The organism is Burkholderia cepacia ATCC 25416 (genome assembly GCF_001411495.1).
Taxonomy (GTDB): domain Bacteria; phylum Pseudomonadota; class Gammaproteobacteria; order Burkholderiales; family Burkholderiaceae; genus Burkholderia; species Burkholderia cepacia.
This window is the reverse complement of sequence record NZ_CP012982.1, coordinates 2,075,578-2,089,504: the sequence shown is the minus strand read 5'-3', so window position 1 is coordinate 2,089,504 and position 13,927 is coordinate 2,075,578. Positions and strand designations below refer to the sequence as shown.

The 13,927-nt window shown below is 66.5% G+C and carries 17 protein-coding genes; 7 read left to right on the top strand and 10 right to left on the bottom strand.

All coding sequences use genetic code 11. The features are described 5' to 3' along the window. Positions 1-62 precede the first annotated feature (62 nt). From APZ15_RS26655 to APZ15_RS26645, 3 genes are all read left to right on the top strand, one after another. Positions 63-959 carry a LysR family transcriptional regulator gene (locus APZ15_RS26655; protein WP_027789878.1) on the top strand — a complete coding sequence of 299 codons (897 nt, stop codon included), beginning with the start codon at positions 63-65 and terminating at the stop codon, positions 957-959. A 140-nt stretch (positions 960-1,099) separates the two neighbouring features. Beyond that, positions 1,100-2,383, top strand: a complete 1,284-nt coding sequence (locus tag APZ15_RS26650) for a cystathionine gamma-synthase family protein (protein ID WP_027789879.1) — start codon at positions 1,100-1,102, stop codon at positions 2,381-2,383. Positions 2,384-2,485: 102 nt separating this feature from the next. Next, a complete protein-coding gene (locus APZ15_RS26645; RefSeq protein WP_027789880.1) occupies positions 2,486-3,061 on the top strand; it encodes a hypothetical protein in 576 nt (191 codons plus the stop codon). Between the two features lie 28 nt (positions 3,062-3,089). Here APZ15_RS26645 and APZ15_RS26640 read toward each other — a convergent pair whose 3' ends face one another. From APZ15_RS26640 to APZ15_RS26620, 4 genes are all read right to left on the bottom strand, one after another. Further along, entirely contained in the window at positions 3,090-3,524 is a 435-nt protein-coding gene (locus APZ15_RS26640; protein WP_027789881.1) for a GNAT family N-acetyltransferase, read from the bottom strand. A 381-nt stretch (positions 3,525-3,905) separates the two neighbouring features. Beyond that, entirely contained in the window at positions 3,906-4,745 is an 840-nt protein-coding gene (locus APZ15_RS26630) for an ABC transporter permease subunit (RefSeq protein ID WP_027788939.1), read from the bottom strand. Beyond that, positions 4,742-5,728: an ABC transporter permease subunit gene (locus APZ15_RS26625; protein ID WP_027788940.1), complete on the bottom strand. Its 987-nt coding sequence runs from the start codon at positions 5,726-5,728 to the stop codon at positions 4,742-4,744. Before APZ15_RS26625 ends, APZ15_RS26630 begins: the two co-directional genes overlap by 4 nt. 10 nt (positions 5,729-5,738) lie before the next feature. Continuing rightward, a complete protein-coding gene (locus tag APZ15_RS26620) occupies positions 5,739-6,860 on the bottom strand; it encodes an ABC transporter ATP-binding protein (protein WP_027789883.1) in 1,122 nt (373 codons plus the stop codon). On the opposite strand from APZ15_RS26620, the gene APZ15_RS41200 reads away from it, so the two are divergent. Next, a complete protein-coding gene (locus APZ15_RS41200) occupies positions 6,808-7,197 on the top strand; it encodes a hypothetical protein (protein ID WP_160313244.1) in 390 nt (129 codons plus the stop codon). The genes APZ15_RS26620 and APZ15_RS41200 overlap by 53 nt on opposite strands. Before the next feature lie 174 nt (positions 7,198-7,371). Here APZ15_RS41200 and APZ15_RS26615 read toward each other — a convergent pair whose 3' ends face one another. The 3 genes from APZ15_RS26615 to APZ15_RS26605 all read right to left on the bottom strand — a co-directional run bounded on the left by APZ15_RS26615 (position 7,372) and on the right by APZ15_RS26605 (position 9,107). Further along, the gene (locus APZ15_RS26615; protein WP_027789884.1) at positions 7,372-7,839 is read right to left on the bottom strand and encodes a nucleoside deaminase; all 468 of its coding nucleotides are present in this window, start codon (positions 7,837-7,839) and stop codon (positions 7,372-7,374) included. A 107-nt stretch (positions 7,840-7,946) separates the two neighbouring features. Then, complete coding sequence (gene cynS / locus APZ15_RS26610; protein ID WP_021160503.1) at positions 7,947-8,417, bottom strand: cyanase; 471 nt, start codon at positions 8,415-8,417, stop codon at positions 7,947-7,949. A gap of 30 nt (positions 8,418-8,447) precedes the next feature. Beyond that, complete coding sequence (locus tag APZ15_RS26605) at positions 8,448-9,107, bottom strand: carbonic anhydrase (RefSeq protein ID WP_027789886.1); 660 nt, start codon at positions 9,105-9,107, stop codon at positions 8,448-8,450. Between the two features lie 113 nt (positions 9,108-9,220). Here APZ15_RS26605 and cynR point away from each other — a divergent pair, with 113 nt between their 5' ends. Then, complete coding sequence (cynR, locus tag APZ15_RS26600; RefSeq protein WP_027789887.1) at positions 9,221-10,117, top strand: transcriptional regulator CynR; 897 nt, start codon at positions 9,221-9,223, stop codon at positions 10,115-10,117. A gap of 84 nt (positions 10,118-10,201) precedes the next feature. Beyond that, complete coding sequence (locus APZ15_RS26595) at positions 10,202-10,657, top strand: DUF3304 domain-containing protein (RefSeq protein WP_027789888.1); 456 nt, start codon at positions 10,202-10,204, stop codon at positions 10,655-10,657. A gap of 39 nt (positions 10,658-10,696) precedes the next feature. Here the strand turns inward: APZ15_RS26595 and APZ15_RS26590 are convergent, their stop codons facing one another. Both APZ15_RS26590 and APZ15_RS26585 read right to left on the bottom strand, forming a co-directional pair. Beyond that, the gene (locus tag APZ15_RS26590; RefSeq protein WP_027789889.1) at positions 10,697-10,900 is read right to left on the bottom strand and encodes a hypothetical protein; all 204 of its coding nucleotides are present in this window, start codon (positions 10,898-10,900) and stop codon (positions 10,697-10,699) included. Positions 10,901-10,934: 34 nt separating this feature from the next. Then, positions 10,935-12,266: a DUF3422 family protein gene (locus APZ15_RS26585; RefSeq protein WP_027789890.1), complete on the bottom strand. Its 1,332-nt coding sequence runs from the start codon at positions 12,264-12,266 to the stop codon at positions 10,935-10,937. A gap of 161 nt (positions 12,267-12,427) precedes the next feature. Between APZ15_RS26585 and APZ15_RS26580 the strand changes: the two genes are divergently transcribed. Then, positions 12,428-13,303: a LysR family transcriptional regulator gene (locus APZ15_RS26580; protein WP_021160509.1), complete on the top strand. Its 876-nt coding sequence runs from the start codon at positions 12,428-12,430 to the stop codon at positions 13,301-13,303. Here the strand turns inward: APZ15_RS26580 and APZ15_RS26575 are convergent, their stop codons facing one another. Beyond that, entirely contained in the window at positions 13,304-13,864 is a 561-nt protein-coding gene (locus tag APZ15_RS26575) for a hypothetical protein (protein ID WP_027789891.1), read from the bottom strand. Positions 13,865-13,927 lie beyond the last annotated feature (63 nt).

The window sequence follows — 13,927 nt, the reverse complement described above, 5'->3', positions numbered from 1 at the left end:
TTCTGCGGTCGTCGTGAAGTTCAGTAAAATGAATTTAATATCGTGATTGATTCAAAATTCTGATGAAGATCGATACGCTCGGTGTTCAGGCTTTCGTCGCGATCGCCGACGGCGGCAGCTTCCGGCAGGCGGCCGATACGCTGCACGTCACGCAGACGGCCATCACGCAGCGGCTGCGCAAGCTCGAAACCTTTCTCGGCGTCGCGCTCGTCGAGCGCACCACGCGCCGCACCACCCTCACCGAAATCGGCCGGCGCTTCCTGCCGCAAGCGCGCCGGCTGCTGAACGAGCTGTCCGACGCGCTCACCGAAATTCGCGAAACCGGCCTGAGCCAGCGCGGCGACGTCACGATCGCGTGCGTGCCGACGGTCGGCGTGCAATACCTGCCTCGCATCCTGCGCGCATTCTCCGCGCACCGCCCGCACGATCGCGTGAAGATCCTCGATCACGCGTCGGCGTCGGTCCTGCAGGCCGTGCTGCATCGCGAGGCCGAGTTCGGCATCGGCATCGCCGGCGACCAGCATCCCGAACTGGTCAACGTCCCGCTGACGAGCGACCCGTATGTACTCGTGTGCCGCGACGATCATCCGCTCGCGAAGCGGCGGCGCATTCGCTGGGCCGCCCTGCAACCGCATCCGCTGATCTTCGCCGGCGAAGTGAGCGGCAATCGCGGGCTGCTCGACGGCGCGCTGAAGACGAGCGGCGTGTCGCTGCATTCGTTCTACGAAGTACAGCGCAGCTCGACGGCGCTCGGGCTCGTCGCGGAAGGGCTCGGCGCGGCGGTGGTGCCGAAGCTCGCGATCCAGAAGAATGCGTACCCGATGATCCGCACGATCGAACTCGTCGAGCCCGTGGTGTCGCGCACGCTCGTGCTCGTCACGCGCCGGAGCGCGCAACTGTCGCCGGCCGCCCGTGCGTTGTACGACATGATCGTCGAACAGGCGACACCCTCTCGATAGTGACAGTCGCGCGTCACGAAGGCCATGCCTTCGGGTAGTATCGCGTCACGCGGTCGCGACGAACGGTGCCTACCCGGCGCCGCACGCGTCATGCCGCCGCTGCAACGGCCGTTCCTCACCACCCCTGCACGGAGCACCGCATGGCCTATCGCAACTACCACAAGCGCAAGATTGCAGACCGGGAACTCCATCCCGAAACCCAGATGATGTCGTACGGCTACGATCCGTTCCTGTCGGAAGGATCGGTGAAGCCGCCCGTGTTCCTCACGTCGACGTTCGCGTTCCGCACGGCCGAGGACGGCGCCGAATTCTTCGACGTCGTGGCCGGGCGCAAGCCTTCGCCCGAAGGCGAAGGCGCGGGCCTCGTCTACAGCCGTTTCAATCACCCGAACCTGGAGATCGTCGAGGATCGCCTCGCGCTGCTCGACGATTCCGAAGCCGCCGTCGTGACGTCGAGCGGCATGTCGGCAATCGCCGCGATCCTGCTGACGTTCCTGCGGCCGGGCGACTGCGTCGTCCAGTCCGTGCCGCTGTACGGCGGCACCGAAACGCTGATCTCGAAGTTCCTGCCCGAGTGGGGCATCCGCTCCGAAGTGATCGCCGACGGGCTGTCCACCAGCGCGATCCGCGCCGCGCTCGAAGCGGCCGCGCAAAAGGGCAACGTGCGGATGTGCTACATCGAGACGCCCGCCAACCCGACCAACGCGCTGTTCGACCTCGACGGGCTGCGCAGCGAAATCGATGCGTTCGAAGCGCGGCACGGCTACCGCCCGCTGTCGGTCTGCGACAACACGCTGCTCGGGCCGCTGTATCAGAAGCCGTCGCGGCAAGGCATAGACCTGAGCGTGTACTCGCTGACGAAATACATCGGCGGGCATAGCGACCTCGTCGCCGGCGGCGTGACCGGCACCCGCGACCTGATCACGAAGATCCGCTCGGTCCGCAGCACGCTCGGCTCGCAGCTCGACCCGCATTCGTCATGGATGATCACGCGCTCGATGGAAACGCTCGTACTGCGCATGCAGCAGGCCGCACGCAGCGGCAGCGCCGTCGCCCGCTGGCTCGCCGGCAATCCGCATCGGCCGGTGCGCGTGCTGCATCCCGAGCTCATCGACGATCCGGCCTACCAGGCCGTCTACCGGCGCCAGTGCAGCGGGCCCGGCTCGACGTTCGCGTTCATCCTCGACGGCGGCCGCGAGCAGGCGTTCAGGTTCATCAACCACCTGACGCTCTTCAAGTCCGCGGTCAGTCTCGGCGGCACGGAATCGCTGATCTGCCATCCGGCATCGACGACACATTCGGGCGTGCCGGCCGAAGCGCGCGCAGCGGCCGGTGTGTCGGAAGGGCTGATTCGCGTGTCGGTCGGGCTCGAACATCCGGACGACCTGATCGCCGACCTGTCGTACGCGCTGGAGCATTGCTGACGCGGATGGCGTGTGCTCCGTGCCGCCGGCACGGGGCACGCTGCCGACGCCCGGATGCCGACGTTCGAGCTCCGTCGTCGTGCTTGCTCGAGGATCAACACGATGAACACCACGCGGCATTCGTACCGGATCGCCGATCTGCAAGGCGTGCCGATCGCGACCATGACGATCGTGCAGGAAATCGACAAACTGGACGCGTTGCCCGATCGCTGCTGCACGGGCCGCGTGTCCGTCGAATTCGAATACCGGGAGTCGCCATTCGGATCGTCCACCCGGGTCAGGAAATTCCCGTTCAGCGAACGGTGGCTTCCGCTCGACGACTCGTCGTTCAAGATGCACATCGGCGACTTCATGCTTCCGCCGGAATTGTGCTGCCGGGGCATCGGCACGCTGTGCTGGTCGGAGATCCATCGAACGCTTCCCCTTCCGCCGGGCTTCTCGCTCCTGCTCGCCGGCAGTCTCAGCGACAAGGACGCAACGATGACCGGCCACATTCTCGGGAAGACGCAAACGATCGACAACATCGAACGCCGGAACGCATTCTGGCGCCGCATGCTGGATCCGGCCCATCAGACGTTCGTATCCGACGCGAACGGCGACGGATATTTCAGAGGCCGGTTCGTCGATCCGGCCACTCACGCCAGCTATACGCCCAAGGCGATCGCCACGAGAATCTGAGCGCGCGACGCACGACGGACGAACCGGTTCAAAGCACCTTCACCATGAACACGCGCGACGTGCCTTCCGGTTCGCACGGCACTTCGCCGAATGCTTCGTAACCCTGCTTCCGGTAGAAATCCGGCGCCTGGAACGAGATCGTGTAGAGCACCGCCCGCGCGCATCCGCGTCGTTTCGCTTCCGCTTCGGCCTCGCGCAGCAGCCGGCTGCCGAACCCGCCGCCGCGCAGCGATTCGGGCAGGTAGAACAGATCGATGAAGAAGAGACCGAGCGACGTGCGCCCCGTCAGGCCGCCCACGATCTCGCCCGTCGCGGGATCGGTCACGTACACGTCGAGCGTGGCCGCGTCGGCGCGCCCCGTCATCGCGTGATTGAATTCGCCGAGCTTGCGGCTGATGAAATCGTGTGCGGCCGGCTGCTCGATGTCGGTCAGTCGCAGGGTAACGTCGGGAAGGGCTGTCATCGGGAGAACGCGTGCGTGAAAGGGCCGCCGGGTGTATCGCACCGTCAGCGGGCGTCGCACGACTATAGCGCGTCGCCCGCTGCGTGGCGACCGCGCCGCTCGCGCGCGATATCGCGTGCGATGTGGCATTCCCACGCGTCGTTCGGCCACATCGGGAACCCGAAACCCGGCGCCGAAGGCACCGTTGCGAATCGCGGCGGCTGCGCCGCCTTGGACGTGGCATCGCCACAGTCACCGTAACCGACCCGCTCGGTCATGAGCGTGCACACCGCGCACGATCGCCCCGTTTCCCTCCCCGCGAGCAAGCGACCCACGCAAACGGCGGGCCCGTCATGCGCCCGCCGTCGCTTTCGTCATGCCGTCACACCATCATGCCCGCGCTCACGCCACCGCGAACGCCGCCTTCATGTCGGCCACGCGGCGCCGTTCGCGCGCGATCATCATCCGGTTCACGACGATCACGCCGATCGTCACCGCCGTGATGAACAGCGTCGCCAGCGCGTTCATCTCCGGGTTCAGCCCCAGCCGCACGCGCGAGAACACCACCAGCGGCAACGTCGTCGACCCCGGCCCCGACAGGAACGCCGACAGCACCAGGTCGTCGATCGACAGCGTGAACGACAGCAGCCACCCCGACAGCAGCGCCTGCGAGATCAGCGGCAGCGTCACCACGAAGAACACCTTCAGCGGCGTTGCGCCCAGATCGAGCGCCGCCTCCTCCAGCGACTTGTTCATCTCCTTCACGCGCGACTGCACGATGATCGCCACGTACGACACGCACAGCATCACGTGGCCGATCCAGATCGTCACCATCCCGCGCCCCTTCGGCCAGCCGAACATCTGCTCCAGCGCAACGAACAGCAACAACAGCGAGATGCCCTGGATCACTTCCGGAATCACCAGCGGCGCGTTGATCATCCCCGTGTACAGCGTGAAGCCCTTGAAGCGGCCGAAGCGCGCGAGCACGAAACCCGCCCACGTGCCGATCACGACCGACGCGGTGGCCGTCAAGAGGCCGATCTTCAGCGACAGCCACGCGGCGGTCAGCAGCTCGTCGTCGTCCAGCAGCGCGCTGTACCACTTCAGCGAGAAGCCCGACCACACGGTCACCAGCTTCGACTCGTTGAACGAGTACACCACCAGGCTGATGATCGGGATGTACAGGAACAGGAAGCCGAAGGCGAGGACGCCTGTCGACAGCGGTTTGCTCGGCTTGATCATTTCGCGTCCTCCAGTTCCTTGACCTGGTAGTACTGGAACAGCGCCATCGGCACCAGCAGCAGCATCACCATCGCGACCGTCACCGCGGACGCCATCGGCCAGTCCATGTTGTTGAAGAATTCATCCCACATCACGCGCCCGATCATCAGCGTGTCGGCGCCGCCCAGCAGTTCCGGAATCACGTACTCGCCCACCGCCGGGATGAACACCAGCAGGCTGCCGGCGATGATCCCGTTCTTCGACAGCGGCAGCGTGATGCGCGTGAACGCGACCCACGGCTTCGCACCGAGGTCGTATGCGGCCTCGAGCAGCGTGAGGTCCATCTTCACGAGGTGCGCGTACAGCGGCATCACCATGAACGGCAGGTACGAATAGACCATCCCGATGTAGACGCCCGCGTCGCTGTGATAGAGGCGCAGCGGCGTGTGGATGATGCCCAGCGCGATCAGCGTGTGGTTCAGGAGGCCGTCGTCCTTCAGGATCCCGATCCACGCGTACACGCGGATCAGGAACGACGTCCAGAACGGCAGCATCACGGCCATCATCAGCACGTTGCGGCGGTTCGGTTCCGAGCGCGCGATGTAGTACGCCATCGGATAGCCGATCAGCAGGCACAGCACGGTCGACACGGCGGCCATCTTCAGCGAGCTGAGGTAGGTCGCGATGTACAGGTCGTCCTGCAGCAGGAACGCGTAGTGCGACAGCTGCAGCGCGAAGTGCACGACGCCATCCTTGATCTCGACGAGCGACGTGTACGGCGGGATGCCCATCACCTGGTCGGCGAAGCTGATCTTCAGCACCAGCACGAACGGCAGCGCGAAGAAGATCGCGAGCCACACGAACGGCACGCCGATCGCGACGCTGCGGCCCGACGGCAGGAAGCGCGACAGCATCGAGAAACGGCCCGGGCGCGATCTGCCGGCGCCGGTGCTCGCGGCGCCGGCAGACACCGGCGCGGACGGAGTGGAAGCGGAGGTTCTCATCGTGGCGTCCTCACTGCGTCAGCACGACGCCGCTGGCCGGCGACCACGACACGAACACGTCGTCGTTCCACGCCGGCGCGTTGTCGTTCATCAGGTGCGAGCTCGACAGGTTCGACACCACCGTCTTGCCGCTCGGCAGGCGCACGTGGTACAGCGAGTAGCTGCCCATGTACGCGATGTCGGTCACGACGCCGCGCGCCCAGTTGTGTTTCGAGCCCGGTTTCTCGCGCGACACGTGCACGCGCTCCGGACGCACCGAGATGCCGACCGGCATGCCGAGCGGGCCCGTCACGCCGTGGCTCACGTACATGCGCGCTTCGAGGTCGTCGCTTTCGACGAAGATGTGGTCGGGTTCGTCCTCGACCACGCGTCCTTCGAAGAGGTTGGTCGAGCCGATGAATTCGGCCGAGAAACGGCTGTTCGGGTATTCGTAGACTTCGCCGGGCGAGCCGATCTGCACGATCTTGCCTTCGCTCATCACCGCGAGGCGGCTCGCCATCGTCATCGCTTCTTCCTGGTCGTGCGTGACCATCACGCAGGTCACGTCGACCTTCTCGATGATGTTCACGAGTTCGAGCTGGGTCTTCTGGCGGATCTTCTTGTCGAGCGCCGACATCGGCTCGTCGAGCAGCAGCAGCTTCGGGCGCTTGACCAGCGAGCGGGCCAGCGCGACGCGCTGCTGCTGGCCGCCGGAGAGCTGATGCGGCTTGCGCTTCGCGTACTTGCTCATCTGCACGAGCGCGAGTGCATCGGCCACGCGCTCCCGGATCTCGTTCTTCGGTGTGCCTTCCTGCTTCAGGCCGAACGCGACGTTCGATTCGACCGTCATGTGCGGGAACAGCGCGTACGACTGGAACATCATGTTGACCGGGCGGCGGTACGGCGGCAGCGACGCGAGGTCCTCGCCGTCGACGAAGATCTTGCCGGAGGTGGCCGTCTCGAGCCCGGCGAGCATGCGCAGCAGCGTCGACTTGCCGCAGCCCGAGCTGCCGAGCAACGCGAACAGCTCGTTCTTCGCGATCGTCAGGTTCACGTTGTCGACGGCCGTGCTGTCGCCGAATTTCTTCACGACGTTTTCGATGCGCACGAACGTGTCGTTCGGCTTGAGCATGTTCGTCGTCGGTCGATGCATCGCATCAGGTGTACTGAATGAATCCCGTTTCATGATGGTCCGTTTCAAGCAGGTAAGCGAATCTCAGGCGTCACGCGCGACCGGCGGCAGTCGGGCGGTGCTGGCGGAGAGGGATCGAGCGATTCCTCGTCCGGAACGAATGGCGCAACGAAACAGGCAGGGAAAACGCACGGCGATCGATGGCGATCAGTCGCGAACGACCGCGGCCACCGCGCTGGCTGTCATGAAGATTTCATCGGTTTTCATCGGGCTTTCCGCACGTTTTCGTCGTCTCCAGTGCGAATTTTTAAACCCGTCAAAAACCTTTTGGATCGCGGATTTCCGTTCCGGACATTGAACGGGATCGATGTTTGGGAAGGTGGGAAAACGGGGGCACGACCCGCCTCGCGCGGCAGCGCGGGCGCCCCGGCGGCACGGACGCCGCCGGATGACACGGAAGACGAAACGGAGGGTGGGGAAAACGAGCAGCCGGGCGGCTGCAACGCGCGGCCTGGGCGCCGCGCAGGTCACGTCACTTCGCGTTCAGTTCCTTCCAGCGCCGGTACACGTCGATCGCGCCGCCGTGCTTCTGCTGCACCATCGGCAGCCGGCGCGCCTCGATCGGCTTCGCATATTCGGCATAGAACGTGTCGAGCTCGAAATACTTGCGGTCGTCGCGGTAGAACGGCGCGTAGTCCTCGCGCGTCGTGATGTAGATCACGCGTTTCGGGCTGCAGTAGTACAGCGCGCCGAGGCACATCGGGCACGGGCTCGCGAGAATGTAGATCTCGCAGTCGGTCAGGTGCTCGGTGCCGAGCTTGCGGCAAGCGTCGCGCACCGCGAGGATCTCGGCGTGCGCGGTCGGGTCGCTGGTTTGCGCGACGAGGTTCGGGCTCTCCGCGACGATCTCGCCGTCGCGGACGATCACCGTCGCGAACGGACGGCCGCCCTCTTCCACGTTCTTCATCGCAAGATCGATCGTGCGTTTCACAAAATCCATGGCTGCGTCCTGGTTGAAACGGCATGGCGGGAACGTGCGCCGGCCGGTGGCCGATGCACGTCGGGCGAGAGCCTGCACGGCACCGCTGCCGCGGCGCCGCGCCGGCGTCAGAACGGCTTGGTCGGCAGGTACTTGCCGTCGAGCGTGATCACCGCACGCGAACCGCCCTCGGGATCGTCGACCTTTTTCACGTCGAGCCGGAAATTGATCGCGCTGATGATGCCGTCGCCGAACTTCTCGTGTACGAGTGCCTTCAGCGTCGTGCCGTACACCTGCAGCATTTCGTAGAAGCGGTAAATCGTCGGGTCGGTCGGCACGCGATCGTCGATGCTGCCGCGCAGCGGGATCGTCTGCAGCAGCAGCACCGCGTCGTCGTCGAGGCCGAGCTTGTCGGCGACATTGCGCGCCGCATCGGCCGGCAGCGCATGCTGGCCGAGCAGCGCGGCCGTCACGAACGCTTCGCTCAGGCCCGTGCCTTCGGTGAGCTGCGCGAACGACAGGTTCTTGCGCGCCTTCGCGAGAACGACGGTCTCCGCGAGCGCGTGGCGGGCGGTCTGGCTGTGCTGGGACTGGATCATGGCAATTCCTCGTGGGTAGGTTGGAGCGATTCACGCCGCGACGGGAAGCGTCGCGGGCGTGGCGCGGACCTCGGGATGGTCCGCCAGGGAGACGAACCGGCCGGTCGCGCCGTCATGGGCGTCGATGCAGCCCGATTCGATGTCGTAGACCCAGCCGTGCAGCGCGAGCCGCCCTTCTTCGAGCGCGAGCCGCACGGCGGGGTGCGTCTTCAGGTTCGCCAGTTGCGCGACGACGTTCTCGCGCACCATCGAGTCGATCCGCTCGCGTTCGCTGCGATGCGTGCGCGCCTCGTTCACGACGCGCGCCGAATCGGCATAACGCAGCCAGTGGCCGACGGCCGGCATGTGGTCCATGCACTGGCAGGTGGCAATCGCGGTCATCGCGCCGCAATCGGAATGGCCGCAGATCACGACGTCGGTCACGCGCAGCGCGGCCACCGCGTATTCGACGGACGCCGACACGCCGCCCGGCTCGGGGCCGTACGACGGCACGATGTTGCCGGCATTGCGGATCACGAACAGGTCGCCCGGTTCGCGCTGCGTGACGAGTTCGGGCACGAGCCGGCTGTCCGAGCACGAGATGAACAGCGCGCGCGGATGCTGGCTGCGCGCGAGATCGCGGAACAGCGTGGCGCGCGCCGGATACGCGTCGCGCTGGAACTTCAGGAAGCCTTCGATGATGTCCTTCATCGCGTGTTCTCCGGTGCGGATGGAATCGATGAAGGGTAGGTTACGCCGGACTTCCAATAAGGTAAAAGACTGATTTATGATCTACCGGATAAGCAGGACTTATAGGAACCACCATGCTGCTGCGCCATATCCATTACTTCCTCGCCGTCGCCGAGCATCGCAGCTTCACGCGCGCGGCCGCCGCGCTGCATGTGTCGCAGCCCGCGCTGTCCCAGCAGATCCGCCAGCTCGAGGAAACGCTCGGCGCGCAGCTGTTCGACCGCACCGGGCGCGTGACGCGGCTGACCGACGCCGGCGACGTGTATTTCCGCTATGCGCGGCAGGCGCTGCACGATCTCGCGGAAGGCCGGCGCGCCATTCACGACGTGCAGGATCTCAGCCGCGGCTCACTGCGGATCGCGGTCACGCCGACCTTCACGAGCTATCTCGTCGGGCCGCTGGTCGAGGCGTTTCACGGCCGCTATCCGGATGTGTCGCTGTCGGTGCGCGAGATGTCGCAGGAACGCATCGAGGCGCTGCTCGTCGACGACGAGCTCGATGTCGGCATCGCGTTCGACGAAGTGCAGACGGCGGATCTCGAAGCGCAACCGCTGCTGGTCGAAACGCTCGCGCTCGTCGTGAGCCGCCGCCATGCGCTCGCCGGAAAACGCAAGGCCGGCCTGCGCGCGCTGCACGACGCGTCGCTCGTGCTGCTCACGGCCGAATTCGCGACACGCGTGCAGATCGACCGCTATTTCCGCGAGCACGACGTGCGGCCGCGCGTGTCGATGGAAGCGAATTCGCTGGGGGCCGTGATCGAGATCGTGCGCCGCACGAACCTCGCGACGCTGCTGCCCGCGACGATCGCGAGCGGCCACGACGATCTCGCCGCCGTCGCGCTCGAACCGGCCGTCCTGCGGCGTACGGCCGTGCTGCTGCAACGCAAGGGGGCATACCGGAGCGCGGCCGCGCGCGCGTTCGTCGAACTGGCGCTGGCGCATGGGGCGGGGCCTGTCGGGCGCGCGCGATGACCTCGGCCGCCGGGGTGCACGGCACGCGCCCTGGCGCTATCGGCAACGGATCGTGCCGCCGAACCGACTCACAGGAACACCGGCATGCCGAACCTGCTACGCCGCCTGACACTCAACCCGGTCGCCATCGCGGCATTGCTGGCGGGCGCGGCCTGGTGGATCCACGCACAGACGCGCGCCGACGGCCCGTATCGCGTCGTGGGGTTCAACTACACCGATCGTGGTGTCTACAGTTTCGTGGTGGATGGCTTCGGCGCGGGCAGCGTGCACGCGCGCCAGTTCGGCGGCGGGGGCGGCACGATGTGCTGCATGAGCGTGCCGCGCGGCAAGAAGACCTGGCACGTCAGGATCACGTACGATCTGACGCCTGAAGAAGACGCCCGGAACCAGGCGCCCGACATCGTCGAAACCGACGTCGCCGTGCCGGCTTTGCCGAACCGGCGCGACGGTTATATCGAGTTTCATTTTCTACCCGGCCGCAAGATCGACGCCCGATGGGTGGCGTACCCGACGATGCCGCGCATGCGCGCCGCCGGGTGATCGGGAAGGGACTGCGCAGCCCACCCGCCCGGCGCTGCGTCAGTTGTAACCGAGAATCGCCACCGCCGCGACGTCCGGCCGATCGATCGTATTCCCGACGAGCGACGTCATCGGCTCCTGCAGCACGGCCTGATACGACGTCACGCGCGCGGCCTCCGGCACGCCCGCGTCATCCGGTGCCGGTTCGTCGAACGCGGCATCGAAGCCGCTGTAAAACCCCGGTTGCTTCTGCGAAAAAGTCATCTCCACTCCTTTACCTGATCAAGTTTTCGATGTTCTAGCCGACCTGCTTCAACGCCGCCGCATGCCCCGCCGCGCCGTCATGCGCACTGTCATGCGCCGCCTCCGATCGCGCCAGCTGCGCGCGCGTGCGCCGCGTGATGTGAATCACCGCGAACACGACCGGCGCGATCAGCAGGCCTTCCGCCAGTTCGGGGTCGACCGGCAGGTTCATCACGTGCAGCGCTTTGAACGCCGCCGTTGCGAGCGACAGCACGTAGTACGAAATGGCGGCCACCGACAGCCCCTCGACCGCGTGCTGCAGATGCAGCTGGTTGCGCGCGGTGCGCTCCATGCCCGCCAGCAGGCGCGTCACGTCCTTTTCCTGCGCGAGGTTCACGCGCGTGCGCAGCAGGTCGACCGCTCGCGCGATCCGCGCGGCGATCTGCTCGTGGCGCGCCCATACGCTGCGACAGGTTTCCATCGCCGGCGCGAAACGCCGCTCCATGAATTCGGCGATCGTCGGCATCCCTTCGATGCGTTCCTCGCGCAACTCGTGGATGCGCGCCAGCACGAGCTTCTCGTACGCCCGCGACGCGCTGAAGCGCGCGCCCGATCCCGACAGCGACTCGACCCGTACCGCCAGATGCGTGAGCTTGACGAGCAGCGCGGTATCGTCGCCGTCGGCGCCGCTCGCGTCCATCCGCTGCATCAGTGCATGGAGCGCCGCGTGGATCTCGTCGAGCTCGCGGCTCATCCGGCGCGCGACGGGCAGCGCCAGCAGGGCCATCATCCGGTACGTCTCGATTTCATGCAGGCGCTGCAGCAGGCGGCCGCCCTGCTCCTCGCGGAAATCCTCGTCGACGACGAGAAAGCGCATGAAACCGTCGTCGCGCACATGCCAGTCGCAGAACACCTTGCCGCCGCCGAGCACGTTACTGCCGACGAGCGCGGGCCCGTCGATCCAGCGGCGCAGGTCGCCGCAGACGAGCCGCGCGGCGTCGCCCGTGAGCAGCTCCATGCGCACCGCGACGAAGCGGATGCCGGCAAGCCGCGCGAACCACGCGGCCGGAATGCCCTCGATCGCGAGATCGTCGAAATAACCGGTGTCGCGGCGCGGCGCGACGAACGTGAAGGTCGAGAATTCGGTGTGGCGCTCCCACTTCAGGTGCCAGCCGCTCGGCGACTGCACCGCGTAGTGCGTCGCGCCTTCGTGCGGCGCGGCGATGCCGGTATCGCGGCACAGCGCGTGCAGCAGCGTTTCGTGGATGTCGGGCTGGCCGTCCGCGTAGATCGCGTAATGCGTGAGCGACACGGCTTCGGCGAGCCGCAGGAACGGCCGGGCATGCAATTCCGCGGCCAGCGCCGCGCGCAACGGATGGTCCATCATCGATACACCACGCTTCCCTGTTCAGTCCCGCACACCGGATCGTCCGGCCCGAACGCCGCGCCGCCCCCGGGCGAAACGTCAGCGTGATCGCACTATGGCAGACACACAGCAACAATAAAAACGCATAATGCTGATCGTTACGTTCAGTTTTCCTGATACCCATGAAGATGCTCGATCACGACGTGCTGGCCACCGTCGTCGCCGTCGCGGAGACCGGCAACATGACCCGCGCGGCCGAGGCCGTGAACCGTTCGCAGTCGGCCGTGAGCATGCAGATCAAGAGCCTGGAAGACGCGATCGGGCGGCCGCTGTTCGTGCGCAAGCCGCGCAGCATCGTGCTGACGCGCGAAGGCGAGGTGCTGCTGGGATTCGCCAGACGAATGCTGGCGCTGCGCGACGAGGCCTGGGCGGCCGTGGTGCGGCCGGAAGTGACCGGCAAGGTCGTGATCGGCGTGCCGGACGACTATGCGTCGTCGCTGCTGCCGTCGGTGCTGAAGAAGTTCTCGGCGACCTACCCGAAGGTCGAGATCCAGGTGATGGGGCTGCCGAGCAGCGCGCTCGCGCCGCTGATCAAGGAAGGCACCGTCGATCTCGTCTGCGGCACGCGCATCAAGGGGCTGTCCGGCGACTTCATCCGCCACGAGCCGATGGCGTGGGCCGCGATGACGAACGGGCCGCGCGTATGGGAAGAGCGGCCGCTGCCGATCGCGGTGTTCATGCCGGGCAGCGTCGCGCGCGAGAACGCGATCCGCAGCCTCGAACGCGCGAAGGTGCCGTACCGCACCTCGTATGAAAGCCCGAGCCTGCTCGGGCTGCTCAGCATGGTCGAGGCCGGCCTCGCGGTCGCGCCGCTCGCGCGCTGCGCGATTCCCGCGCAACTGTCGATGCTCGGCCGCGCGCACGGGCTGCCCGACCTGCCGCCGCTCGAACTGATTCTCGCGCGCAGCACGAAATCGAAGCGGCCGCCGTGCGACTTTCTCGCGGAACAGTTGATGGAAGACCTGCAGCGTCAGACCGGGCAGACCGGCGACGCGTGATCAGCGCATCGCGCCGAACCCGGCCGCGCCCAGTGCCGCGTTGACGTTCGCGGCCACCTGATCGACGAGCGCTTCCAGCGTATCGCCGCATACCTGCGTGTGTTCCGGTGCGACATGCTCCGCGCGTTGCCAGCCCCACTGCGCGCCCGACGCGACCGACAGCGTCGCGCCGAAGCGGTTGCCGTGGCGGCGGCCGAAGGTGCTCACGCGCCGCCCGGCCATGTAGTCCTGTTCGGGCAGACAGAGCCGGATCTCGACCGCGACCTGGTCGCGATCGTTGACGCGCGCGGCCGGGCTGACCGTCGCGGCGAACACCTTGCCGATCCGCCAGGTCACGTCGCGCTCCCACGCCGCGAGCGGACCGCCGGCCGCGTCGACCCGCTCGGTGTCCACCGACCACTGATGCCGGTCGGGCACGACGATCGCCTGATGCAACAGCATTTCGGCCACGCGCACCGTCGTCACGAGCTGACGCGCGAGTTGCTGGCCCGACGGCAACGACGCCGTCCGTACCCGGCCGTTTGCCGGCTGCACGACAGGTACTGCTTCCAATAGATCCATGACTCCTCCGCATGCATGATCGGCGCCGTGCACGCAGCATCGCGCGCCTGTCCGCCGCCTGAG

Coding starts and splice junctions, on each gene's coding strand:
- APZ15_RS26655 (WP_027789878.1), top strand. CDS start 63: ATGAAGATCGATACGCTCGGTGTTCAGGCTTTCGTCGCGATCGCCGAC.
- APZ15_RS26650 (WP_027789879.1), top strand. CDS start 1,100: ATGGCCTATCGCAACTACCACAAGCGCAAGATTGCAGACCGGGAACTC.
- APZ15_RS26645 (WP_027789880.1), top strand. CDS start 2,486: ATGAACACCACGCGGCATTCGTACCGGATCGCCGATCTGCAAGGCGTG.
- APZ15_RS26640 (WP_027789881.1), bottom strand. CDS start 3,524: ATGACAGCCCTTCCCGACGTTACCCTGCGACTGACCGACATCGAGCAG.
- APZ15_RS26630 (WP_027788939.1), bottom strand. CDS start 4,745: ATGATCAAGCCGAGCAAACCGCTGTCGACAGGCGTCCTCGCCTTCGGC.
- APZ15_RS26625 (WP_027788940.1), bottom strand. CDS start 5,728: ATGAGAACCTCCGCTTCCACTCCGTCCGCGCCGGTGTCTGCCGGCGCC.
- APZ15_RS41200 (WP_160313244.1), top strand. CDS start 6,808: ATGCGCACGAACGTGTCGTTCGGCTTGAGCATGTTCGTCGTCGGTCGA.
- APZ15_RS26620 (WP_027789883.1), bottom strand. CDS start 6,860: ATGCATCGACCGACGACGAACATGCTCAAGCCGAACGACACGTTCGTG.
- APZ15_RS26615 (WP_027789884.1), bottom strand. CDS start 7,839: ATGGATTTTGTGAAACGCACGATCGATCTTGCGATGAAGAACGTGGAA.
- cynS (WP_021160503.1), bottom strand. CDS start 8,417: ATGATCCAGTCCCAGCACAGCCAGACCGCCCGCCACGCGCTCGCGGAG.
- APZ15_RS26605 (WP_027789886.1), bottom strand. CDS start 9,107: ATGAAGGACATCATCGAAGGCTTCCTGAAGTTCCAGCGCGACGCGTAT.
- cynR (WP_027789887.1), top strand. CDS start 9,221: ATGCTGCTGCGCCATATCCATTACTTCCTCGCCGTCGCCGAGCATCGC.
- APZ15_RS26595 (WP_027789888.1), top strand. CDS start 10,202: ATGCCGAACCTGCTACGCCGCCTGACACTCAACCCGGTCGCCATCGCG.
- APZ15_RS26590 (WP_027789889.1), bottom strand. CDS start 10,900: ATGACTTTTTCGCAGAAGCAACCGGGGTTTTACAGCGGCTTCGATGCC.
- APZ15_RS26585 (WP_027789890.1), bottom strand. CDS start 12,266: ATGATGGACCATCCGTTGCGCGCGGCGCTGGCCGCGGAATTGCATGCC.
- APZ15_RS26580 (WP_021160509.1), top strand. CDS start 12,428: ATGAAGATGCTCGATCACGACGTGCTGGCCACCGTCGTCGCCGTCGCG.
- APZ15_RS26575 (WP_027789891.1), bottom strand. CDS start 13,864: ATGGATCTATTGGAAGCAGTACCTGTCGTGCAGCCGGCAAACGGCCGG.